Here is a 22,643-nt window from a genome sequence, read left to right as displayed (position 1 = left end):
ATTCGTAAAGTACCGGCGTTCGTCGCCTTTACACTTTTTCTCCAAAAGATTGCCGATCGATCTTTCTTGGGCGACTTTCAGGTATATCGGGATCCTCAGTGCGACTGTATATCCTGCGTATCGCCTGTTTGACGATCATTTGCCTGACTCCGGCATAGAATGCAGGCGACGTCGCGGTTTTCCTCATCTCCTTCTTGGTAAAACCGATGAACGTATAAAACAGCCGTCTAGGGCCCAATGGCATGGCGAGGAAAGAGCCGCGTTCCGCGTTCCCTTCCCGGTCGAACGATATGGATGTTATGACAGGCTCATCTCCCAGCGGAAGGTCTGCGGCGTCTTCGGGAAGAATACCCAGCCGCCAGTGAGAGGAATCGAACACTTCCCGAAACTCACTGGTAAGCCCTCTTTCAACGCTGTATTGGAATAGCTCTGATCCCAAAGTGATTCCGCACCTGATTCCTTCAGGGACAGGTTCGATTGTCAAACCTGGAACATTGGGAGCCTCGCCGCTCGGTTCCGGCACCGTTCCTGTCTGCTCAACAATGTCTATAAATCTATTTGTCAGTTCCGGTATACCGTTTATCAAACAATCTTGTGCTGCGACGAATGCGCGTCTCCGTGCACCTGGAGTACGCACTCGCTGCGCCACTACAAGGTTCTTCAGAATCCGTTCCTCTTCCGCAGATGGTTGACGCATACGATTGTTCATCCTCTCGACCACAGATGCGGCCGGATTCTCTACCTCTTTATCAAGTTTGCGTTCCAAGGAATCGTCCAGCTCGTCGTCTGGTCCTTGGCGTACGTACATACCTTTCTCCGACGCTGTGCTTCGTAAAGAGCTTTTGCACCACAGCGGTTTGTCGGCATTAGGAGCGATTGTGTCGTACATGTAAATGCTCTTACCGTCCTCGCTCCATTGCTTAAGCAGGAACTTCGGGATGTAATGATTGTTCTTTTTTGTCAAAGCGACCGTCTCATTTCCGTCGTAGGTACGTGCAGCTGAAAAGATTTCATTCGATTCCTGCAATTGACAACACCGCTTCACGGCCAGCTATTCCGAAACTTCCCGCAAATATCATGAGAAATGAGCAGGTGCAAACAGCCAGCTATCGTCATCTTGGTACGACGCCTAATGGTATTCATGAACGACTTTACTATTTTCCATATCCGGAGAAGATTCCAACGCCGTTCCTAATCGTGTGGATTCTCGCATATTCATTATCGTTTTATTTCTTTTGATCGGAGATGACATCATGCGTTCTAACGGATCTGTCCCGCCGCAAATTATGTTCCTTCGCCACGAGATCATCCAGTCCAGAAAGGAGCTGTTCGCAGCGTTCCAGGCCGTCGTTAATGGCTGTCACGTCCTTGTGGGTGGTGCCGAGTTCCGTGTTGGTCAGTCTTGCGATCTGGTTGATGTTGTGGCCGATGTGCCAGATCTCGCTGCGGATGCGTTTGAGTTCCTGGACCGTCGGCGATTCCCGTTCCATTTGTTCCCGTTCGATGCGCAGGTACTCATCGCGGAACAGGTCGAGGAACGTGCGGGAGATCGTTGCGTTCCGTACCTTGGCGACGGACGCGATCGTCTCCTTCTCCTTCCCGCTGACGCGGATGTAGATGCGTTCGCTTCGCAGCTCGCCGTTGATGTGGAATTGTTTCCTCGCCATTGCTGTCTCCATCTTTCATGACGGCCGTGCGGGTCCGGCCTGTGGCACTCGGGTGTTTTCCTCCGGCCTGGGCCGGAGGGCGGCAAGCATGGTTTGTACGCACAAACCGTATAGCTTGCTCCCACAGGAGAACGGTTCGTGAACGGGTTCACGATAGGGTTCGCGAACCCATTGCAGTCGGGTGTCATCCACCGCTTGCCGTCCCGTTCAGATACCTGTTGCGGAACTTGTGGCGGAGCGCGTTCGCGACCGCATGGAGCAACCGGTGCGGCTCCGTGTTATCGGTCGCACCGTGTACACGTTTCCTTGTGGGCGGGCGCGCCGATTTGCTCGAGCATCGTGCGGCATTTGATTTCCAGCGTCCATGTCGTTGGTCCGATAAGTTCCTCGAAGTATTGGGTGCGTGTCGCTTCGAAGACCCGCATCCGGGCCAGTTCGGACCGCGAATATTCCCGTGCGATCGCGTATCGGGTGAACACGTCGTACATCGCCGGGGTCAGGTTCACGGTCAGCCTGTCGGGGTTCTCTCCGCCTATGAGCCTTTCCCCGGGCAGCCTAGGGATGCCGTCGAAATCAAGCCGGTCGCCCTTGTAGAGTTCGTCGATGCTTGGCGGCTGGAGCAGGCAGCGAAGCGCGTGTCCTGTCCTCACCTTGAATTCGGCGCACTTGTTCCTGAAATCCTGTGCGGTGTCGTGATCGATCACCACGGTGAAGTGATGCTTGTAGAACATGATTCGTCCCCTTTCCGCGGTTTTGGCATCCACAATCATCGTGCGCCGAAACACGCCGGATCGGGGAGGACAGGCGGACACGACGACCGCATGGATGCACATGAGCCGACACCGCGTACGCACGAGCCCGCCATCGTCAGGTCACGGTTGCGCCCCGGTCGCCGGTGCCGGTAATGTACGTGATCGCAGCACACAGCGCCTCGTCCGACGGCGGTTCTCCACGCCGGTAGGCGGCGGTGATGCTTCGCTGGACCTGCGCGGCGCGCCGCTCCTGGTCGGGATCCGCGACCTCGACGGCCACCAAGGTGCTCTCGACCAGACCGGTGAGACGCTGGTAGTCCAGGCCGCCGTCCACGGCCGCGCCGCAGGCACATCCGTCCATCTCATGCCGGAACCGCGAGACCAGCACGCGTCCGCACAGCCGGCAGCGGCCGCTGTTATGCAGGATCACGAACCGCGGGTACGGCAGCGACAACCCGTTCCTCGGTCTCATAATCCCCCGGTGCCCGGTCATGTCGGGCAGGCGGTCGATGTCATGCAGCCGGTCGGCGGTCACGCCATCCTCGTGCATGGTGTCGCTGTACACGACCACCGGCCCCTCGGGCGGGTCCGCGACGAACCGGCGGATGCACGCCCACTGGCGGCGGCTGATCCCACGGAACGCGAGCGGGTTGACCAGCAGCATGGGGCCCGCGCCCTCATGCCCGTGCAGCATCAGCGCGTTCGCGACCGACGCCTCCTCGTCGTCGACCCACACGATCGGACGTGGACTTCCATCCGCGTCCGCGACGCGCAATTGGCGGATCACCTCGTCCACGACCGCGTGCAGCTTGCCACCCATACGGCCCCTGCCGGTGAGCGGATCGTACCAGTGCGTGTTATGCACCACGTCGGGATCCCAGCCCAGCAGACCGTCCAGGATATGCACATACGGCTGCCACGTGCTCAGCCAGCGCAGGTCGACGGCACCGGACTCGGCCAGCCCGTACAGGTTCGCAGCCAGCTCGCGAGACCAATGCAGATGCCACGTGCCGCCCCTGCGGCCCAGCCGCACGGTCTCCACACCATCCAAACGGAACGCCCGCTCCGGACCGAAATCGTCGGTCATACGCCCCCGGCACTCGACCACGGGCGCCACGCCCACGTCCTCGTACCTGACGCCGATCGCATCCGGGAACGCGTTAAGCACCCCATCAAAATCCAACAACATAATCGGCGCCGACGAATCATCCACCATCGGATCCTCCTTCAACCATGCAATCGAACAACATACAAGTACCCCCGACGGGACTTGAACCCGTGACCAACGACTTATAAGATCGCCGCTCTAACCCACTGAGCTACAGGGGCGCGGAAAAGAGTTTTTCAAGAACGGAAACGAGCAACCAGCCCGCTTCGGCACGATGCGACGACGATCCCAGCTATCGTATTCGACCGTTCGGCCGCCACGCCCACGACAAAGGCGCATGGTGGACGGACACGACGGAAAACGGCATCCGGGCACGCGAGCGCACGGCGCTGACCGTCATCATTGCGAACATCGCTCCCGCCGCCATCGGAACACCTCCTCGAAACACCAGCCTACCCCAGAACACGGAAAACCGACCGTGCGGCGCAGCGTGCTGACATCCAGCGTTGCTCTCAAAAACTCCCTTTCCGCAAGAAAAACCCATCGTCGGCCACGCTATGGTGGCAACAGGTCATCACGCGAACATAGAAAGGTCACCATGATTCTGCAGGATACGGAACATCGCGACACCGCTCTCGTCAGCGCCTTGGTCGCGGTGTGGGAGCGGTCGGTTCGCGCGACGCATACGTTTCTGACCGATGATGAGATCAACCGCATCAAGCAATACGTGCCGCAAGCCATCGCCGAAGTACCGGAATTGATCGTCATGCGCCCCGACGGCGACAGCTCGGACCAGACGCCCCTTGCGTTCATGGGAGTCGCCGACGGACGGCTCGAAATGCTGTTCGTCAATCCCGATCATCGTGAACACGGCGTCGGCAAGCAGCTGCTCGAACACGGCATCGCCCATCACAACGTCAGCGAACTCACTGTGAATGAGCAGAACCCGCAGGCGATCGAGTTCTACCAACACATGGGATTCGTCACATACCGACGCACCGAGCAGGATGAAGAGGGTGGCCCCTACCCGCTGCTGTACATGCGTCTCCACCAGTAGATTCGTCCTTACGAAGAACCGATTCCCGCAATCCCTCTCGAACGGCCCATTAGCGCACGCGATTCCGCGGTGCACTGCGAGCAGTAGCATACGCACAGCCGTCGAGTACCATTCGGTTGGGGATTTTTGCACTCAGTTGGGAACTTTCGGGCACGCCAACGGAACAAACCGCTTGAAATCACGCCACTGATGCGGAAAATGCCCGGCTAAGTTCCCAACTGAACGCGGTTTTCCCCAACTGAATGAGCCACGTCCGGAAATCTACGCCCCGGACTCGCGTCAGCGCTTCCGAGTCGGCAGCCCGCGCCCGAGCGACCCGTCGCCATACCGTCTACACGGGCAAACCGCTCTGCTCGCCGCGCCGCTCGATCAACCGCCGGGACGTTCCCACCCGTATCCGGTATCCGACAGCCCCGCCTGCCGGTACGCCGTCGGATTCGTCCCCGCGCCCGTCCGCATCCTCGTCCACGATGCCGGCCATCTCCGCCAGAATCTGCTCATAACTGGTCTCGCAGGTCTCGTGCACGGCGATGATCCGCCCTTGCCGGAGTACCGCGATCCGGTCCGCCACCGCGAACACGTCCGGCAAATCGTGACATACCATAATCACCGAACGTCCCTCCGCACGCAACCGTCGGGTATACTCCAGCACCTCGGCGGTCTGCATCACGGACAGCGAGTCGGTCGGCTCGTCGAGCACAACGAGGTCCGGCTCGCTGAGCAGCGTCTTCGCGATCGCGATAATCCGCCGCTGCCCCACCGACAGACTCGCCACCGGCCGCCCGACCTGAATAGACGACGACAACGTGTCAAGTACGGCTCGCGCCCGCACGACCATCGCGTTCTCGTCGCGGATGCCGCAGCCTGTGCGCAGTTCCCGCCCCAGGAACAGGTTCGCGGCCACGTTGAGGTTCTCGCACAGCTCGTTGCCTTGAAATACCGAGACGATGCCGAGGGCGTTGGCGTCACGTACGTCGCCGATCCGCACCGGTTCGCCCCGTACCACCAGTCCGCCCGACGTGGGCTGGCACAGCCCGGCGATGATCTTGACCAGCGTCGATTTGCCCGCGCCATTGTCACCGACCAGTGCAACGACCTCGCGTCGTCCAATCGTCAGATTGACGGACTTGAGTGCCTCGACATATTCAAAACGCTTGGAGACGTCTTTGATCTCCAGCAGCGGCGTCATATCGTTCATCGATTCTCCTGTCACGCCCGCGCCGGCACGCACGTCCGGCCCGAGGCTCAGCCCTGGAGCAGGCTCCTCTTCTCCACTACTTCAATGGCCATGATGGCGGCCCCGGGCGCGGCCCCGTAGTCCGGATGGGCGGCGGCGCACACACGGATCGGGGTGAGCGCGTTCGGGAACAGCAGTCGTTGCAGCGTCTCGGAGAACGGCTCGATGAATGTGTCCCCGGACATCGCTAGGTTGCCGCCCACCACAACCATCTCCGGATCCACCGAGATGCACAGATCGCCGGCCACGGTCCCGATGCGCACCGCGGTGTCCGCAATGACCCGCCGGCATCCCGGGTCGCCGTCGTTGGCGAGCCGGACCAGGTCCTCCAACGTCATGTTCCCGTGTGTGACGCTGAGCAGCGAAACAAGCCGCGTCTCGTCGACGATCGTGTTCAGGCACCCTCGGTTCCCGCACGAACAGATGCTGCCCAACGGATCGACCTGGATGTGTCCAATCTCCCCGGCGAGTCCGGTCACGCCGTGCAGGATGTCGCCGTTGACCATGATGCCCGCGCCCACGCCGTCGTTGGTGCCTATGTATACGAAGTTCTGCCGACCGGCGACCGCGCCGACGCGTCCCTCGCACACGGCGGCCGCGTTGGCGTCGTTGTCGACGACGACCGGCACATGGAACGCCGTAGCCAGCGGCCCGCGGATGTCGACGCCGTTCCACCCGGGCAGGATGCCCGGCACCGCGACCGTCTGGGCGCGGTAATCGACCGGCGCGCCCACCGCAACGCCGACGCCCACGACCTCGCCCGCATCGGCTCCCGCGTTCTCCAGCATCTCGTTGACGAGTCGCACCGCCCGCTCCAGCGTCGTGTCGGCCTTGTGCTTCGCCGGCAGCGGCAACCGACGCCTCGCGATGACGTCCTTGGCGTAGTCGGCCACGACCACGATCAGGTCGCGCCGGGTGATGGACAGTCCCACGCCCAGTCCTTGCTTGCGTGCCAGGGCGACCAGCGTCGCCCGGCGACCGTTGCGCACGGTGTTGCGGGTTTCCAGCTTGCCTTCCTGAACCAACTGGTGCACCTGTGTGGAGACGGTCGTCGTCGACAGTCCGGTAATCTCGGCGAGTTCGACCTGGGTCATCGCGCCGAATCGGTGGATGGATTCCAGCAGACTCGCCTGATTCGCCCGCCGCAGCGACGCCTGAGACCCGTTCGTTCTTCGTGCCATGACAGTTAGCTTAACGCACGGCGATGCTCGCCGTTCACGTCCGACCCCCTGTATTCCCGCCGTTGTCGCGGCTATCGGTACGGCGGGTGCCGCGGGCGTCGGCGTTCCAATCCCGGACCGCGTTGGCCACGCAGTATACGGAGACGACGATCAGGCACAGGGCGAGCACGATCGTCGCCCAGGAGAACAGTGTGCCATCGCCGTGCGCCTCGATGAGGGTCTGTACCAGCCAGATGATGCAGGCGACGCCGGTGATCGCATACAGGCGCGCACGCGCGGAGGTGGTCAGTTTCATGGGTGCTCCTTTGCGAGATATGAGAAGGCCCCGATCCGGTCGGCCCCGCCCGCAGGCGGTACGGGTCCGACCGGATCGGCGGCTGTGTGCGGGTCAGCGCTTCTTGCGCTTGGACATGATGTCGACCGCGACGGCGCCGAGCAGCACCAGACCCTTGATGGTCTTGACGATCGCGGTGTCGACGCCCATGATCGACAGTCCCTGGTTGATGACGCCCATCACGAACGCGCCGACGACGGCGCCTGGAATCGTGCCGACACCGCCGGTCACCGCGGTGCCGCCGATGAAGCAGGCCGCGATCGCATCCATCTCGAACTCCATGCCGGCCTGCGCGGTGGCGGATGCCAGACGCGAGAGCATGCACACCGCGGCCACCGCGGACAGGAATCCCATGTGCACGAACAGCGTGAAGTCCACGCGTCTGGTGTTGATGCCGGACAGCTCGGCGGCCTTGCGGTTGCCGCCGACCGCGTACACGTGGCGGCCGAACACGGTCTTGGTCAGGATGAAGTTGTAGATCAGCACCAGCACGCCGACGATGACGAGCATGATCGGGGTGCCGCCCTGGTCGGCGTTGCCGGAGGAGGCGAGCAGGTAGGTCACGAATCCGATTGCGAGCGCCGCGACGACGATCTTGATGACGGTCAGACTCATCGGTTCGGGCACGAGGCCGACCCGCTGCGCACGGATGCGCTTGTGCAGCTGGCTCCAGGCGAAGGCCGCGATGCAGGCGACGCCCAGCACGATGGTCAGACCGTCGAACGGCCCCCACCAGCCGAGGACGTTCGGCAGGTAGTTGCGCGCGATGCCGCGGAACGATTCGGAGGTGATCGGCACGGATTCGCCGACGAGGACGGTGGCGAGTCCGCGGAAGATCAGCATGCCGGCCAGCGTGGTGATGAATCCGGGGATGCCGACGTAGGCGACCCAGAAGCCCTGCCATACGCCGACGATCAGGCCGACGAGCAGGGAGATGAGGATGGCCAGTCCCCAGTTGACGCCCTGGCGTTCCATCAACAGTGCGCATATGCCGCCGATGAACGCCACGAGCGAGCCGACCGACAGGTCGATGTGGGTGGCGATGATGACCATCACCATGCCGATGGCCAGGATGATCACGTAGGCGTTCTGCTGGATCAGCGAGACGAAGCTGTTCGGTTTGAGCAGCACGCCGCCGGTGAGGATCTGGAACACGACGACGATGATGAGCAGCGCTCCCACGATGCCGTATTGCCGTGCGTTGTTGGCGATGGTGGCGAGCAGTCCGCCGGTTTTGGTTGTCTGTGCTGGTGCCGCGGTTGTTGCGCTCATCGTACGGCCACCTCCCTTTCCTTGGTCATGCCGCGCATGAGATATTCCTGGGTGAATCCTTGTTTGTCGACGTTGTCGGTCACGACGCCTTGGCTGACGGTGTAGATGCGATCGCAGATGCCGATCAGCTCGGGCAGCTCCGACGAGATGACGATCACCGCCTTGCCGGCGTCGACGAGCTGGTCGATGATCTCGTAAATCTCGTATTTAGCGCCGACGTCGATGCCTCGGGTCGGTTCGTCGAGGATCAGGATGTCGGGGTCGGCGATCACCCATTTGGCGAGAACGACCTTTTGCTGGTTGCCGCCGGAGAGCGTGGAAACCGGCACGTCGATGTCGCGGCATTTGATGTTGAAGTCCCGACGGTACCGGCTGACTTCCTTGCGTTCGATGTTGTCGTCCATGATGCCGTGGCGGCTGAGCTTGCGCAGCGAGGCGAGCGAGGCATTCTCGCGGATGTTCTGCAGCAGGTTCAGCCCGTATGCCTTGCGGTCCTCGGTGGCGTAGGCCAGGCCCGCGTCGATGGCGGCCTGCACGTTGTGCAGTTCGGTTTTCCTGCCTTTGACGTAGACCTCGCCGGAGATGTTGGAGCCGTAGGAACGGCCGAACACGCTCATCGCGAGTTCGGTGCGGCCCGCGCCCATGAGTCCGGCCAGTCCGACGATCTCGCCGGCGTGCACGGTGATGTTCGCGTGGTCGGCGACCACCCGGTTCGGGTCGAGCGGGTGGTGGACGGTCCAGTCCTTCAGACGCAGGTATTCCGGCCCCACGGGGTTCGATGGATGATCCGGGTACAGGTTGGTCAGTTCGCGGCCGACCATCTTGCGAATCAGCTCGTCCTGGTCGAGCGGCGTCTCCTCGGTCACATACATCTGTCCGACGGTCGAGCCGTCGCGGATGACGGTCACGTTGTCGGCTATCGCGGCGACCTCGTTGAGCTTGTGCGTGATGATGATGCTGGTCACGCCCTGCTCGTCGCGCAGCTGGCGCACGAGACCGAGCAGGTGCTCGGAGTCCTCGTCGTTCAGGGCCGCGGTCGGCTCATCGAGAATCAGGAGCTTGACGTTCTTCGACAGGGCCTTGGCGATCTCCGCCAGCTGCTGCTTGCCTACGCCGATGTCGGCGATCCTGGTGTCGGGGTCCTCCGGCAGGCCCACGCGTTCAAGAAGGCGCGCGGCCTGTGCGCGGGTCTCGTCCCAGTTGACCACGCCGCCACGGGCGCGTTCGTTGCCGATGAAGATGTTCTCGGCGATCGACAGGAACGGGCTGAGCGCGAGTTCCTGGTGGATGATCACGATGCCGTCCGCTTCGGAGTCCTTGATGGTGCGGTACCGGCACTCCTTGCCGTCGAACTCGATCCGGCCGTCGTAGCTGCCGTGGGGGTATACCCCGGAGAGCACGTTCATCAGCGTGGACTTGCCGGCGCCGTTCTCGCCGCAGATCGCGTGGATCTCCCCGCGCTCGACGGTAAGGTTCACGTCGGTCAGGGCCTTGACCGGTCCGAACGTCTTGGTGATGTGCTCCATCGTCAGAATGGTGTCTCTTTCGGACATGTCACCACTTCCTCGTCATGATGCCGGCTGGGGTGCGCGGCCCGCCGAGAGGACGGGCCGCGTGCCGCGCATCGGTTCGGTCGTTCACTTGGTCAGCTCGTCGAAACGTTCCTGCGTGATGTATCCGGCCTTGACCAGATCAGACAGGTTGTCCTTGGTGATGTTCTGCGGATCGAGCAGCTTGGACGGCACGTCGATGCTGTTGTTGTTGAATTCGCCGTTGATGCCGGAGACCTCCTTGCCTTCGGCGATTTCGATGATCATCTCGTACACCGCGTCGGCCAGTTCGTTGACGTTCTTGAACACGGTCTCGCCCTGCTTGTCCTTGGCGATGTTCGACACGGCGATCTCCATCGCGTCCTGTCCGGTGATGTACGGCCAGGTGTCGGTGCCGGGCTTCATGTCGGGTCGTTTGGCCTCAATGGCGTTGATGACGCCTTGCGAGATGCCGTCGTAGGGGGAAAGCACCGCGTCGAGTTTCTCGCCATGCGCGTAGGTGGAGTCGAGGATGGATTCCATGTCCTTCTGCGCCTGCTCGGTCTTCCACGACTGCACGGAGATGGCCTGCCAATCGTCGACCGTGAAGTCCTTCGTGACGCCCTGGCCGTGGTTGGAGGGGCTGACCAGCACTCCGGACTCGAAATAGGGCTGAAGCAGGTCCCACGCGCCCTTGAAGAAGTACTTGGCGTTGTTGTCGTCCGGGGAACCGGTGAAAAGTTCGATGTTGAACGGGCCCTTGGCGCCATCCTTGAGGCCGAGCTTGTCGATCAGGTAGTTGGCTTCGAGCACGCCGACCTGTTCCAGCTGGAAGGTGGCGTAGTAGTCCACCGCTTCGGTGTTCATGATCAGGCGGTCGTAGGCGATGACCTTGGCACCGGCGTCATGCGCCTTCTCGACGGCGGGGCCGACTGCGGTGCCGTCCTTGGCGGCGACCACGACGACCTTCGCGTCGTTGTTCACCATGTTTTCGATGTCTGCGTTCTGCTGGGCCGGCTTGTCGTCCGCGAACGACAGGATGACCTTGTAGCCGGCCTTTTCGAGCTTGGCTTTGAGGTTGTTGCCGTCCTTGTTCCAGCGTTCCTCCGACTTGGTAGGCATTGAGATGCCGATCGTGGCGCCCTTTTCGATGGATCCGGCTTCTCCGCCTGCCTGCTGGCCGCCCCGGGAACCTCCGCACGCGCCCAGACCTAGACACAGCGCCGCGCCGGCAAGCAACGCAACGGCTTTCTTCGTGAATCGCATATGATCTCCTTTGACGTTTCGGACGGACCACTGTGCCCGTCCGATTCGCGGCTCGTCCCGCGAATACCCCGAATATACCCGCTTGCGTCCGGTTATCAAACTCAAAAAAGCGAATATAGGGGGTTTATGTTTGTCTTCCTGATTCATATGCGGCGATTCAGGCGGCATGACGGTCGTCGGCGTCGTCGCCGAGACGACCCCCATCCCCCCGTCACCGGTACGGCCGCGCCTGAGGCCCCTATGCCGCAGATTCGCGCCAACGCTTCAGAGTCGGCAATACCGCGCCCAGCAACGAGGCGCTTTCATCCACGCTCCACCCCATGGCTTCGGCCATGCGCGGAGCGCAATCCTCGATCATCTCGTCCATCGTGGTTGCATAGGTGTACGCGCCATCGTCATAGCACCAACGGCAGTATTCCGCCGTCTCGGCACCATCGGCCTCGTGTCCGTGCTGGTCCGGCCCGGTGAACATCATGCCGCAGCTCTGACAATATTGTTCGGGCATCTCCAACAGCTCCACGATCGGCACATTCAACTCGCGCGCGATCAGTTTGATCATATCGATGCCCGGAGTCGTCTCGCCGCGCTCCCATCTACTCACCGCCTGACGGGTGATATACAGACGCTTGGCCAAATCCTCCTGAGTCAGCCCACGCTCCCGACGCAGACGCGGCAGCACATCCTTGATGGCCATGACCGGTTCCTTTCCTCACAAGCTTCGTTTCAGCTCCATCGTAGGGAAAACGCATCGTCCCACACGCCACTGGCAACAGACTGTTGCACCGAAGCCTCACTGCGATTAGTCAACACCCACCTTCACCAAATCTATCGATATTCGGTAGTTATCTATCGAATATCGATATATACTGGGGGTGGGCAGACATCCACACCATCTTCGAAAGGAACAGCCATGACACCGACGCCGCAGACGCACCCGGTCGCCATACGGATGCTCAAAGCTCTGATAGCGCTACTGCTGGCCATCGCAGCGGCCGTCCACATCTGGCTCCTGCCAGCCGTGTCGTCCGATTTCGCAGTGGACGCGCCGGAATTCGCCTATCTGCGGATACCGTATCTCATCGTCTGCGAGCTGCTGATGCTCGGATTCGACATCGCTCTCATTGCGATCTGGCGGCTGCTGTCACTGACGGCGTCATCTTCGGTGTTCTCCGATGCGGCGTTCCGCTGGGTCGGACTCATCATCGGATGCATCAGTTTTGACACCGCGCTGGTCATCGGTCTGCTGGCCCATAATCTCATCGCCTCCCTCGGCCCGCCCATCCTGGTGATCGCGCTGACCATACTCACCGTCGTCGGCACGGCGCTGACCCTGCTGATGATCGTGATGCGCGGACTGCTCGCCGCCGCCACCGCACAGCGCGAAGAACTGGAGGCGGTGATCTGATGGCGATCCGCGTGAACATCGATCTTCTACTCGCCCAGCGGAAAATGAGTGTCGGCGACTTCGCCCAAGCCGTCGGCATCACGCCGGCCAATGTGGCCGTGCTCAAGAACGGACGGGCCAAGGCCATCCGCTTCTCCACACTCGACGCGATCTGCCGCACGCTCGACTGCCAGCCCGGTGACATCCTCGAATGGGTGGACGACTGAATCGAGTTGTAGACAAGGTTCGCACTACCTCAAGGATTCGCATGCGCAGGCCCGGTTTTTCAACCCTCCTGATTGCGTAACGCGAGATAGTGCGAACCGCCCCTACGCCATCGACCGATAGAATGCGTCCAGCTGACGCTGGTTGCGGATGATCACGGTCCTGTCCGGCCAGCGGTCGCGAATGGCCCGCAGCGCCTCACGGTGGGAGCGGTTCCGCCCCTCATGCAGCACCCACCAGATGAATTCAAGGTCGATCTTCTCGTCGCACCCCTCGGCCATCGATTCGCGAGCCCGGCCATGATATCGGAGATACCGCGCCAGCACACGGCGCAGACACGTCCAGCGTCCGAACGCCAGAATCACGATCCGGTCGCTCTCCTCCAGCCGTCGCTCCTGCAGCAACGCCGCATAGTTGCCGTCAATCACCCAACCGCCATCACCATGGCCGTCCAGGAACCGCTGCACATCCGCAACCTTCGCGTCCAACGGCCGTTCCACCCATCCGGGCGCGAACTGCACCCGGTCCAGGTGCAGCACCGGCACCCCGTATCGCCGCCCCAACGCACCGGCCAGCGTGGATTTGCCACTGCCGCTGAATCCCAGCACGCTGATCTTCATTCCTCTCCCATCCATCGCCGAACACCGGACATGACGCCGCCTTCATCAATCCTACGGAATCATACCCGCATGGCCGCGTCGCCGTGTGACCTCGCTCACAACTGGTTTTACGCACAGCGAACAACCCCGCCCTGCCCGCCGGGAATTCCCAGCATTACCAAGGCATCGCGACGCCGTTCGACCATCGGCGCCCCGGACCCAGCCGTCGCGGCGATTCATGTTTACTTGACGGAGGTATGACAGATCGTGGAGGTGATGCCGATGGACACCCGAACCGCGCCGCAGGTCACGGCGACGCCCACGCCCCGACGTACCCTCATCGGCATGCTCGGCCCGGCGTTCGTGGCGGCCGTCGCGTATGTGGACCCGGGCAACGTGGCGGCGAACATCACGGCGGGAGCCCGGTACGGTTATCTGCTGGTGTGGGTACTGGCGCTGGCGAACATGATGTCGGTCCTCATCCAATACCAGTCCGCCAAACTCGGCATTGTCACCGGTAAATCGCTGCCGCAGCTGCTCGGCGAGCGGATGGGCGACGCGGGTCGGTTCCTGTTCTTCGCCCAGGCCGAGGTCATCGCCATCGCCACCGACCTGGCCGAACTGATCGGCGGAGCGATCGCGCTGCATCTGCTGTTCGGGCTGCCGCTGTTCATCGGAGGCTGCATCATCGGCGCGGTCTCCACGCTGCTGTTGCGATTCCAAGGCGGGCGCACGCATCGACTGTTCGAACGGATCGTCATCGGCCTGCTGCTGGTTATCACGCTCGGTTTCATGGCCGGTCTGCTGGTCGATCCGCCGGATCCGACCGCGGTCGCGCAGGGACTGCTGCCACGGTTCACGACCACCGACTCGGTGCTCACGGCCACGTCGATGCTGGGCGCGACGGTGATGCCGCACGCAATCTATCTGCACTCGACGCTGGTCAACGACCATTACGCTGACGGACGCATCAGGCCCGACACACGCACGCTGCTGCGCGGTTCGAAGATTGACGTGCTGTGGGCCCTGCTGCTGGCCGGCACCGTGAACCTCAGCCTGCTGGTGCTGGCCGCGCACTCGCTGCACGGTATGGCCGGAACCGATTCGATCGAAGGCGCGCAGCAGGCAATCACGGCCGCGCTCGGCCCGGCGGTCGGCATGATCTTCTCGATCGGACTCCTGGCATCCTCGTTGAGCTCCACGTCGGTGGGCACCTACGCCGGGGCCGAGATCATGCGCGGACTGCTGCATCTCACCCCGCCGATGTGGGCGTGCCGGATCGTGACCCTGGTGCCGGGCCTGGCCGTGCTGTGGTTTGCGCCGAATCCCACGCAGGCGCTGGTGGTCGGTCAGGTGATTCTGTCGATCGGTATCCCGTTCGCGATCATCCCACTGCTGCGCTACACCCACGATCGCACGCTGATGGGCGAGTACGCCGATGGTCCGGTCAAGCACGCGGTATTCATCGCCGTCACGGGACTGATCATCGCGCTGAACGCGGCGCTGATCTTCCTCACGCTGTAGGACGGCTCACGCGTTCAGACATCACCGCTGGGTGAGCCGCCGGCACCGCGCTAGGCGAACCAACTCACCGAGGCAAACCCCGGGCCGATTCCTCCGGCTACCAAGTCCGGCCCAGGCTACCGCACCAGGAACACCATGGCCAAGATCATCGCAAAACCGACCAGATCGACCGGAGTGAATACGGCGCCGGTCAACGCCACGGCGGAGATGGTGGCCAGCACGGGCTCACTGGTGCCGAGCATCGTGGCGCGCATCGCGCCGATCCGCATCACACCGGACATATACAGCCAGTAGGCGCCGAAGGTACCGCCGACCACGGTGAACACCATCAGTCCGATACCTAGCGCGTCCAACTGCGGCGCGTGCGCCCACGGCCGCACGACCGCGCACAGGATCACCCCCGAGATCAGGAACATCAAGCCGTTGACGGTGAAGTTGCCGTACCGGCCCATCACCTTGACCGGCAGAATCGACATCGTGGCCGTGGCCAACGCATCGCCCAGACCCCACATCAGGCCGGCGAGAGGCAAGGTCAGCGTGGTCAGGTCGCCGCCGGTGGCAATCAGCACGGTGCCCATGAACGCGAGCGCCACGCCCAACGTCTCCCGTTTGCCGGGCAGCCGCCGCCCGCGCAGGCACACCCAGGCGAGCACGAATAGTAGATTCAGGGTCTGCAATACGGTGGCGGTGCCGGAATTGGTCCATTTGATGGCGTTCAGGTAGGTGACCTGCGTGGCCATCACGCAGATGAGCGCGCCGAGCAGGTAGACGGGGTAGGAGCGCACGTCGCGCACGGCTCCGGTCAGCAGCTTCGGCTTGGTCGCGCCCGCCGCGGCCAGGAACAGCATGCCGGCGCAGAGCTGGCGGATGCTGGCGATCCACAGCGGGTCGGCGCCGTAGTCGGACATGAGGATTTTGGATACGGTGGCGTTGACGCCCCACAGCGCGCCGCCCAGCAAGGTTACGCCGATGCCGATGAGCAGCGATTTCGGGGTTCGTTCGAACGTCGCACGACGCATCGCAGGTTTCCTTCTTCTCACGGTCCGTAAAACTCCGCGTGCGATTCTACCGCCGTCCGAGTCACGCCGCGCCCAACGGCATTATGCGATACGGGAACGTCCGTCGTCGCGGTTCCGTTGCGGCCCGCCCCCACGGCGACGGCATCAGCCGACCGTCAGTCTTCCGGCTTCTGCGCGAGCGTGGCCCAGAAGCTGGGGATGCCGAGCTCGTGCAGGCGACCGTAGCCGTTCGTGTCCCCATACAGGTCGAATGAGGCGTCCGCGAACGGCAGCGGTTTGGACATGTCGGCGCGGACGAGGTCGATGTCGTAGCCTTCGCGTTCGGCGACCGTCCGGTCGGCGTCGAGCTGGGCCGGCGTGTAGTCGAGCACCGTGCAGCGCGCGCCGCGGGCGGTGAGGATTGGCATCTGCTGGCCGCCGCCGCTGGCCAGTCCGAGTACGCGCAGCCCGCGCAGGTCCTCCGGGAACCATGAGTGCGGCACCGGTCGTGTGGGGGTCAGCAGGATGTCCCACTCGCCGGCGAGCGCCTGGGCGTAGGTGTTGTGGTCGATCGACTTGCCCCATTCCCAGCCGTCCTCGATCCATCGTGTGATGGTTGCCGCGTTGATGTCTTGGTAGTCCACCGTTGTCCTTTCGTGTGGGTCAGATCTCCACGATGTCGACCGGGTTCCCGTGTTCCTCGATGATGGCGATCAGGTCGCGGGTGTTCATCCATACCGTCGCGTCGTTGGTGTTCGGGTGTACGCCGATGACGCCGTCACCCTCCAGCAGGGCGCGGTCGAGGAACCACCGGACCGTGGCGTCCGCATCGTTCAGCAGACCGAACGGCGTGACCGACCCCGCCGACAGTCCCAGCATGTCCTGCAGGTCCTGTTCCGAGGCCAGGCTCAGCGGCCGTGTGCCGTAGCGGCGACGGAGGTCCTTGAGATCCACCCGTTTGGCGCCCTGCACGGTGATGAGATAGTACTGGTTCTTCTTGTCGTTGCGTACGAACAGGTTCTTCGCCTCCCCTGAGGGGTAGGGTATCGGCACCTGCGGCAGGTCCGCCATGGTGTAGACCGGCTGGTGCTCGACGATCTCATGCCGGATGTGCCGGCGGTCCAGATATTCGTAGATCTCGCGGCTGCCCACCATCGTCCGTCTCCGTTCCTGTCAGCGTGCGATACCGGCATCGGTTCGCATCCACCCATCGTACCCGCCGGCAACGGACGCTGTTGCGCGGCCGCCCATATGCGCACGACGCGCACCCGAACATCGGATGCGCGTCGTGCGGTCGATACCGGACGGGGCGGGATTCGCCACCCGGTCCGGACGGGTCAGGCCTGAGCGGTGTTGGTGCGCTTGAGTTCGTCGCGGATCTCCTGCAGCACCGCCAGCGTCTGCTCCTCGGTGGTCGGGCCGGCGGCGGCAGCCTCCTCGGCCTCCTCCTCGGCCAGGGCGGCGGCCGACAGGTCGCGCAGCTTGTTGATCGGCAGGATCACGCAGAAGTACACGGCCACGCCGATGAGCAGGAAGTTGATGATGGCGTTGAGGATGGCGCCGAAGGAGATGGTGGAGTTGTTGAAGGTGATGGTCAGCACGCTGGACATATCCGGCACGCCGCCGATCATGCCGATCAGCGGGCTGATCAGGTTGTCCACGATGGAGTTGACCACGGTGGTGACGGCGGAGCCCATGACCACGCCGACGGCCATGTCAATCATCGAGCCGCGGGAGATGAACTTCTTGAAGCCGCCGAGCGGGCCCTTGTCGGTCAGGGCCACGACGTTCTTGGCCACGCCACCGGTTACATTGAGCGCGGCCTTGGCCGCATCATTCACGCTGGGCATGAACGCCCTCCTTACAATCTTCTGGTTTCGTACAAAACGCCGTCATCCATTATCACGGTTCTTCGCCGACAACCCGCGCCGCCCCACCGCTCAGCACTGATCGTCGAGCGGCTCCACGGGCCCGTCCAGGAACGCGAAGATGCGGCCGTAATAGTCCTCAAGCACCGGATTGGGCATCGAGAAGATCTCGTGCACCGAATCGGGGAAGCGCTCGAACCGCACCTGCCCGCCGCCGTCACGCACACGACGCACGAACAGGTTCTCCGGCTCGTTGCGCACCCATACGTCGCGTCCGGCCTGGAACAGCTGGATCGGCGTCTCGATGCGGGCGCAGGCCTGCGGGTCCAGAATGGAGCGCGAGAGCCGCAACGCCTCGCGCACCCACTGGTAACTGGCGGCGTTCGTCCGGTATTCCGGCGTCTCGCAGCGCTGCTGATGATACCAGCGCACACGGGCCTCGCTCGCACCCCGGTACGGTCTCATGTCCAGTTCCCCGGTGAACCGTTTCTGCCCGACCACCCGATTCTTCCCGAATCCCATGCCGCAGACGACTTCGGACGCCGCGGCCGCCACCGCATTGGGGATGCCGGCGGTCACCGGGGCGATCATCGGGCAGGAGAGCACCGCCTTGTCGAACAGCGTCGGACGCCGTTCCAACACGGCCGCCCCGATGCCGCCGCCCATCGAATGCCCGTACAGCCCCATCGGGCGGTCCCCCGCGTACCTCAGCCCAACGGTTTCGGCGAACTTGCCCAGGTCGGCCACGTACCGCCGCCAGTCGTCGATCCACACCACGCTCGGGTCGTCCACGTCACGGACCGAGAACCCGTGCCCACGGTGTTCGAGCACGCACACCGAATAGCCGTCCAGCAGGAAGTACCAGATCAGCTCCGAGTATTTGCGCGCGTTCTCGGTGAATCCGTAGGAGATGACGACGGCGCCACGGAACGTGGCTGTGGCGCCGTCCTCGCGCAGATCGTCGAACTTCGCGGCGTCGTAGCACAGGTAGTGCAGCGAACCGGGATGGTCGAGCTCGGGCAGGTCCTCCGCCCGGGCCGGCTCCATCCACCCTTCCTCGCAGCAGGCGGCGAGCGCGGGCAGCACCATCACGCGCATCTGCTCGTCGTATCGGGATTCGTCGATCAGATCCATGGTTATGACTGTAGTGGTCGGCGTGACCAGCCCGGACGCCCCTCAGCGCATGCCCAGCGCGTCGTAGAGGAAGTCGCGCTGGAGGATGAGCAGATTCTCGGCCACCGTCTCGTCGTTGGTCATGTGGGTGATGCCCGTCAACGGCAGGAAGGTGTGCGGGCGGCCCGCCGCCATCAGCGCCTGGCTCAGCCGCAGCGAGTGGGCGATGGTGACGTTGTCGTCGGCGAAGCCGTGGATGAGCATGAGCGGACGGCGCAGCTTGGGCGCGTCCTCCACGATGCCGTTGCGGCGGTAGACCTCCGGGTCCAGGCCCAGGTAGCGCTCGGTGTAATGGGTGTCGTAGAGCGTCCAGTCGGTCGGGGGCGCGCCGGCGCAGGCGGCGTGGACGACGTCGGGCGCGTCGAGCACGGCGAGCGCGGACAGGAAGCCGCCGTACGACCAGCCGATCATCGCGACCTTGTCCAGGTCGGGCTTGGGGCAGTCGAGCAGGTCGTTCCGGCGCACGATGTCGAGCTGCGGAACGGTGGCGTCGGAACCGCAGACGGCCAGCCTGGCCCCCTCCCGCGGCGTCCAGCGCACCGACGGCACGGCGGTGTCAGCCGACCACAGCGCGGGCAACGCACGCACGGCCTCGACCTGATCGGCCAGGGTCACGTCCTTCATGGTCTCGTAGATGGCGCGGTCCCACTGGGGTCCGCGGCCGGGGGTGCCGCGACCGTCCACGGTGACGACCAGGAAGCCCTGGTCGGCCCACCACTGGGATTCCCAATAGTACGACTGGCTGAACAGCACCTGCTGGGCGCCCGGACCGCCATACGGCTTGAGCAGCACCGGCAGGCTCTCGGCCTGCGCATAGGGGCTGGATTCGCTCGGAGCGGTGATGGCTGCGAGCAGCCGGTGTTCGGACGGCAACGTGACGAATCGAGTGTTCGGCGTGATGCCGGGGTCCGCGGCGTGGTTGGCGATCCCGGCGACGGCTGACCCGCCGGTCATAATCGTCTGTCCTTCCTCGGCCGTGGCGATGGGATCCACGGTTTCGGGCAGACGCAGGCTATGGTGCATGCCGGCATACGGCGAGCACATATCGCGCCCGGAGATGACCATGCCCTTGCCCGCACGCGAGGCCGTCCACACGCCGGGGCGCGAGGTCCACTGGGTGACGGCCCCGTGGTAGTCGAAGCTCACCACGTCGCAGCTGCGGGCATCGTGCAGATCCGCGTCGTCCCATGTGCCGAGCCCGGCGTCGCCGGCGGTTTCCGGGGTGCGGGAGACGACGGCGAGCACGTCGGTATCGGTGACGTCCAGGACCTGCCGCACCTGCCAGCCGACCGGTGTGAACGGCACGCCGTCCACGCTGAGCCGGTTCGTGTCGTGCTCCATGTCGTTGACCGCGCAGATCAGACGGCCGTCCGGCGTGAACGCCGGGGTGCCGTGGATCAGGTCCAGCCACTGCGGGTTCTCATGCTCCTCCAGCACGCGGGTGGCGACCGGCTCGCCGATGGCGGCCTCGGTGTCGACGCCCGCGTGGAATCCGGCGGCCTTGAGCTGCACCTCAAGCACCTGGTCGTGGTGCTGCAGTCGGTCCTGAACCAGCAGGAGCGGTTCGTGCCCCTTGCTCCAGTTGACGGCGGCCAGGTACTCGTAGGTCTCGTGATCCCAGTCGATGTCGGCCACGTTGCAGACCTGCACGCGCGGTTCGGTGAAGTCGGCGAAGGCGAGGGGGTCCTCCTCGTCGGAGGGGACGGGGGTGGGCCGGGTCTCGGCGGCCGGCAGGACGGTGAAGTCGACATAGGCCAGGGAGACGATGGCGTTCCGGGTCAGGGCGCGGGCGTAGCGGCGGGCCGCGGCCGGCTTGGACGGGTCGGCGGGGTCGCTGATGTACCACAGCGGCTCCGGCTCCTCGTCGGTGGATTGCACAAGCAGCGCGCGCGAGTCCGGGGACCACCAGAAGCCTTCGTAGCGGTCCATCTCCTCGCCGGCCACGAACTCGGCCAGGCCCACGGACTGGTCCGGATAGGTGCACTCGTCCTCGTCGATGCCGATAACGGCCCAATCCTCGTCCTGGGAGGCGTCGGCGCCCAGCGCGATCACGCGGACCTCGCTGCCGGTGGTGTAGGCGATCAGCTGGCCGTCCGGGGAGATGTGCGGCATGATGACGGACAGTTGCGGGTCGGCGAGCGCGACCTCGCGGGTCACGTCGCCGGTGCCGTCCTCGTTGATCTCGGTCAGGAACAGCTGGCCGTTGATGGTGAACACCACGCGGCGTCCGGCGGCATCCACCGAATAGGAGACGATGCCCTGGCCGCCTTCGCGGGCGCGTTCGCGGCGGGCCTTCTCCTCTTCGGAGACCTCCTCGCTGTCGGCATCGGCCAGCAGCCGGCGCGGATCGGCGAGCAGCACCTCGCGGTGGTCGGTGCCGTCGGCGGACCAGACGCTCAGCCACAGCGCCGTGACCAGGTCCTCGGGGCCGTCGGAGCGTAGGAACAATGCGCGGGTGCCGTCGCCGATCGCCTGCGCGGAGCGCGGGGCGCCGGAGGTGAACCGCAGGGTGCGGGCCTTGCGGCGGGGGAATGCGGCTATCGCCTGTGATGCAGTCAGTTCAGTCATATGCCCCAACCTACCCGCCGCCCCGCCCAGCGGGCGAACGCCGCGGGAATAACGTTGCATCTCGCTCTTCTTCCCCACTGACCCGTGCGCATGGGCGAATTTTGCAAGTATTGCGGCCGATATTTAGGGAGGTTCGCGCCTTTGCGTAGGATAGGTGAGGAATAGAAAGGTGTGACTATGAGCGTTCTCGACCGTTTTGAGAAAAGCGTGGAAAGCGCGGTCAACGGAGTGTTCTCCAAGTTCGGGTCCAAGGACCTGCAGCCTGTCGACCTCTCCAGCGCCCTTGAGCGCGAGATCGACGCCGAGGCCATGCCGGTCGGGCGTGACCGCACCGTAGCGCCGAACGAGTACCGGTTCAAGCTGAGCACCCCGGACTTCGACCGCATCGAGCAGTGGGGCTCCGAAGCCCTGGCCAACGAGCTTGCGGACAACCTGACCCAGTACGCCAAGAGCCAGCATTACGCCTTCGTGGGTCCTGTGGTGGTGATCTTCGAGGAGGATCTCGAACTGAGCAAGGGCAGCTTCAACCTGAGTTCGGAATCCGTGCAGGGCAACGCCGTGCCCGTGACCACCGACGACCAGTCCGAGGACAGCCCGGTGCTGGAGGTCAACGGTAACCAATACCTGCTCACCAAGCCGCAGACCGTCATCGGCCGCGGTTCGGGCTGCGACATCGTCATCGACGACCCGGGCATCTCCCGCAAGCACCTGGAGATCGACATCACCGACAACGGCGTGATCGCGCGCGACCTGGGCTCGACCAACGGCACGTATGTGGAGGGCCATCAGGTGCCGGCCGCCACGCTGCTGGACGGCAACACCATCACCATCGGCCGCACCCGCATCCTGTACTGGGCCTCGCAGGAGCAGGCGTAGCCCATCCGCGCAGGAGCCGTAATCT

General features: G+C 63.7%; 22 protein-coding genes, 1 tRNA gene and 1 pseudogene. 5 read left to right on the top strand and 19 right to left on the bottom strand.

The window, feature by feature from the left end; all coding sequences use genetic code 11:
• Positions 1-28 precede the first annotated feature (28 nt).
• From BIGA_RS09365 to BIGA_RS08095, 5 genes are all read right to left on the bottom strand, one after another.
• The gene (locus BIGA_RS09365; protein WP_161786262.1) at positions 29-1,027 is read right to left on the bottom strand and encodes a DUF4238 domain-containing protein; all 999 of its coding nucleotides are present in this window, start codon (positions 1,025-1,027) and stop codon (positions 29-31) included.
• A 199-nt stretch (positions 1,028-1,226) separates the two neighbouring features.
• Positions 1,227-1,679 (bottom strand): plasmid mobilization relaxosome protein MobC, encoded by a 453-nt coding sequence (mobC, locus tag BIGA_RS09045; RefSeq protein WP_081929597.1) that lies wholly within the window; start codon positions 1,677-1,679, stop codon positions 1,227-1,229.
• 266 nt (positions 1,680-1,945) lie between these two features.
• Complete coding sequence (locus BIGA_RS08105) at positions 1,946-2,398, bottom strand: hypothetical protein (protein WP_033506891.1); 453 nt, start codon at positions 2,396-2,398, stop codon at positions 1,946-1,948.
• Between the two features lie 136 nt (positions 2,399-2,534).
• Positions 2,535-3,635 carry a DUF7695 domain-containing protein gene (locus BIGA_RS09040; RefSeq protein ID WP_051917192.1) on the bottom strand — a complete coding sequence of 367 codons (1,101 nt, stop codon included), beginning with the start codon at positions 3,633-3,635 and terminating at the stop codon, positions 2,535-2,537.
• A 39-nt stretch (positions 3,636-3,674) separates the two neighbouring features.
• Positions 3,675-3,748: transfer RNA gene (locus tag BIGA_RS08095), tRNA-Ile, on the bottom strand.
• 377 nt (positions 3,749-4,125) lie between these two features.
• Here BIGA_RS08095 and BIGA_RS08090 point away from each other — a divergent pair.
• The gene (locus BIGA_RS08090) at positions 4,126-4,584 is read left to right on the top strand and encodes a GNAT family N-acetyltransferase (RefSeq protein ID WP_033506895.1); all 459 of its coding nucleotides are present in this window, start codon (positions 4,126-4,128) and stop codon (positions 4,582-4,584) included.
• A 331-nt stretch (positions 4,585-4,915) separates the two neighbouring features.
• On the opposite strand, the gene BIGA_RS08085 is transcribed toward BIGA_RS08090, so the two are convergent.
• From BIGA_RS08085 to BIGA_RS08055, 7 genes and pseudogenes are all read right to left on the bottom strand, one after another.
• The gene (locus tag BIGA_RS08085) at positions 4,916-5,782 is read right to left on the bottom strand and encodes an ATP-binding cassette domain-containing protein (RefSeq protein ID WP_033506897.1); all 867 of its coding nucleotides are present in this window, start codon (positions 5,780-5,782) and stop codon (positions 4,916-4,918) included.
• 47 nt (positions 5,783-5,829) lie between these two features.
• Positions 5,830-7,002: an ROK family transcriptional regulator gene (locus tag BIGA_RS08080; protein ID WP_033506899.1), complete on the bottom strand. Its 1,173-nt coding sequence runs from the start codon at positions 7,000-7,002 to the stop codon at positions 5,830-5,832.
• Positions 7,003-7,036: 34 nt separating this feature from the next.
• Complete coding sequence (locus BIGA_RS08075) at positions 7,037-7,297, bottom strand: hypothetical protein (protein ID WP_033506900.1); 261 nt, start codon at positions 7,295-7,297, stop codon at positions 7,037-7,039.
• A 93-nt stretch (positions 7,298-7,390) separates the two neighbouring features.
• Positions 7,391-8,608: a multiple monosaccharide ABC transporter permease gene (gene mmsB, locus BIGA_RS08070; RefSeq protein ID WP_033506901.1), complete on the bottom strand. Its 1,218-nt coding sequence runs from the start codon at positions 8,606-8,608 to the stop codon at positions 7,391-7,393.
• Positions 8,605-10,104 (bottom strand): annotated as a pseudogene (locus tag BIGA_RS08065) (ATP-binding cassette domain-containing protein); the annotation flags it as partial. The pseudogene BIGA_RS08065 and the gene mmsB, both read right to left, overlap by 4 nt.
• 141 nt (positions 10,105-10,245) lie before the next feature.
• Positions 10,246-11,403, bottom strand: coding sequence for a substrate-binding domain-containing protein (locus tag BIGA_RS08060; protein WP_033506903.1), 1,158 nt, complete (start codon positions 11,401-11,403; stop codon positions 10,246-10,248).
• Positions 11,404-11,641: 238 nt separating this feature from the next.
• Positions 11,642-12,097, bottom strand: coding sequence for a zinc ribbon domain-containing protein (locus BIGA_RS08055; protein ID WP_033506904.1), 456 nt, complete (start codon positions 12,095-12,097; stop codon positions 11,642-11,644).
• Positions 12,098-12,313: 216 nt separating this feature from the next.
• Here BIGA_RS08055 and BIGA_RS08050 point away from each other — a divergent pair, with 216 nt between their 5' ends.
• Positions 12,314-12,808 (top strand): DUF2975 domain-containing protein, encoded by a 495-nt coding sequence (locus tag BIGA_RS08050; RefSeq protein WP_051917191.1) that lies wholly within the window; start codon positions 12,314-12,316, stop codon positions 12,806-12,808.
• Positions 12,808-13,014: a helix-turn-helix domain-containing protein gene (locus BIGA_RS08045; protein WP_033506906.1), complete on the top strand. Its 207-nt coding sequence runs from the start codon at positions 12,808-12,810 to the stop codon at positions 13,012-13,014. Before BIGA_RS08050 ends, BIGA_RS08045 begins: the two co-directional genes overlap by 1 nt.
• Before the next feature lie 102 nt (positions 13,015-13,116).
• Here BIGA_RS08045 and BIGA_RS08040 read toward each other — a convergent pair whose 3' ends face one another.
• Positions 13,117-13,632: a P-loop NTPase family protein gene (locus tag BIGA_RS08040; protein WP_033506908.1), complete on the bottom strand. Its 516-nt coding sequence runs from the start codon at positions 13,630-13,632 to the stop codon at positions 13,117-13,119.
• Positions 13,633-13,893: 261 nt separating this feature from the next.
• On the opposite strand from BIGA_RS08040, the gene BIGA_RS08035 reads away from it, so the two are divergent.
• Positions 13,894-15,135, top strand: coding sequence for an Nramp family divalent metal transporter (locus tag BIGA_RS08035; RefSeq protein WP_394295749.1), 1,242 nt, complete (start codon positions 13,894-13,896; stop codon positions 15,133-15,135).
• Positions 15,136-15,251: 116 nt separating this feature from the next.
• Here the strand turns inward: BIGA_RS08035 and BIGA_RS08030 are convergent, their stop codons facing one another.
• From BIGA_RS08030 to BIGA_RS08005, 6 genes are all read right to left on the bottom strand, one after another.
• The gene (locus BIGA_RS08030; protein ID WP_033506910.1) at positions 15,252-16,154 is read right to left on the bottom strand and encodes a DMT family transporter; all 903 of its coding nucleotides are present in this window, start codon (positions 16,152-16,154) and stop codon (positions 15,252-15,254) included.
• Between the two features lie 155 nt (positions 16,155-16,309).
• Complete coding sequence (locus BIGA_RS08025; RefSeq protein WP_033506912.1) at positions 16,310-16,777, bottom strand: class I SAM-dependent methyltransferase; 468 nt, start codon at positions 16,775-16,777, stop codon at positions 16,310-16,312.
• A 19-nt stretch (positions 16,778-16,796) separates the two neighbouring features.
• On the bottom strand, positions 16,797-17,288 hold the full coding sequence (locus BIGA_RS08020; RefSeq protein ID WP_033506914.1) for a prolyl-tRNA synthetase associated domain-containing protein: 492 nt from the start codon (positions 17,286-17,288) through the stop codon (positions 16,797-16,799).
• A gap of 182 nt (positions 17,289-17,470) precedes the next feature.
• Positions 17,471-17,983 (bottom strand): large conductance mechanosensitive channel protein MscL, encoded by a 513-nt coding sequence (gene mscL, locus BIGA_RS08015; RefSeq protein ID WP_051917190.1) that lies wholly within the window; start codon positions 17,981-17,983, stop codon positions 17,471-17,473.
• Between the two features lie 90 nt (positions 17,984-18,073).
• On the bottom strand, positions 18,074-19,135 hold the full coding sequence (locus BIGA_RS08010; RefSeq protein WP_169743575.1) for an alpha/beta fold hydrolase: 1,062 nt from the start codon (positions 19,133-19,135) through the stop codon (positions 18,074-18,076).
• Between the two features lie 42 nt (positions 19,136-19,177).
• The gene (locus tag BIGA_RS08005) at positions 19,178-21,742 is read right to left on the bottom strand and encodes a prolyl oligopeptidase family serine peptidase (protein ID WP_033506918.1); all 2,565 of its coding nucleotides are present in this window, start codon (positions 21,740-21,742) and stop codon (positions 19,178-19,180) included.
• A gap of 177 nt (positions 21,743-21,919) precedes the next feature.
• Between BIGA_RS08005 and BIGA_RS08000 the strand changes: the two genes are divergently transcribed.
• Complete coding sequence (locus tag BIGA_RS08000; protein ID WP_033506920.1) at positions 21,920-22,618, top strand: FhaA domain-containing protein; 699 nt, start codon at positions 21,920-21,922, stop codon at positions 22,616-22,618.
• Positions 22,619-22,643 lie beyond the last annotated feature (25 nt).

It is taken from the genome of Bifidobacterium pullorum subsp. gallinarum, assembly GCF_000741215.1.
GTDB classification, from domain to species: Bacteria; Actinomycetota; Actinomycetes; order Actinomycetales; family Bifidobacteriaceae; genus Bifidobacterium; species Bifidobacterium pullorum_B.
Note: the sequence above shows the minus strand (reverse complement) of the source record. Positions and strands in the feature narration are given on the sequence as shown.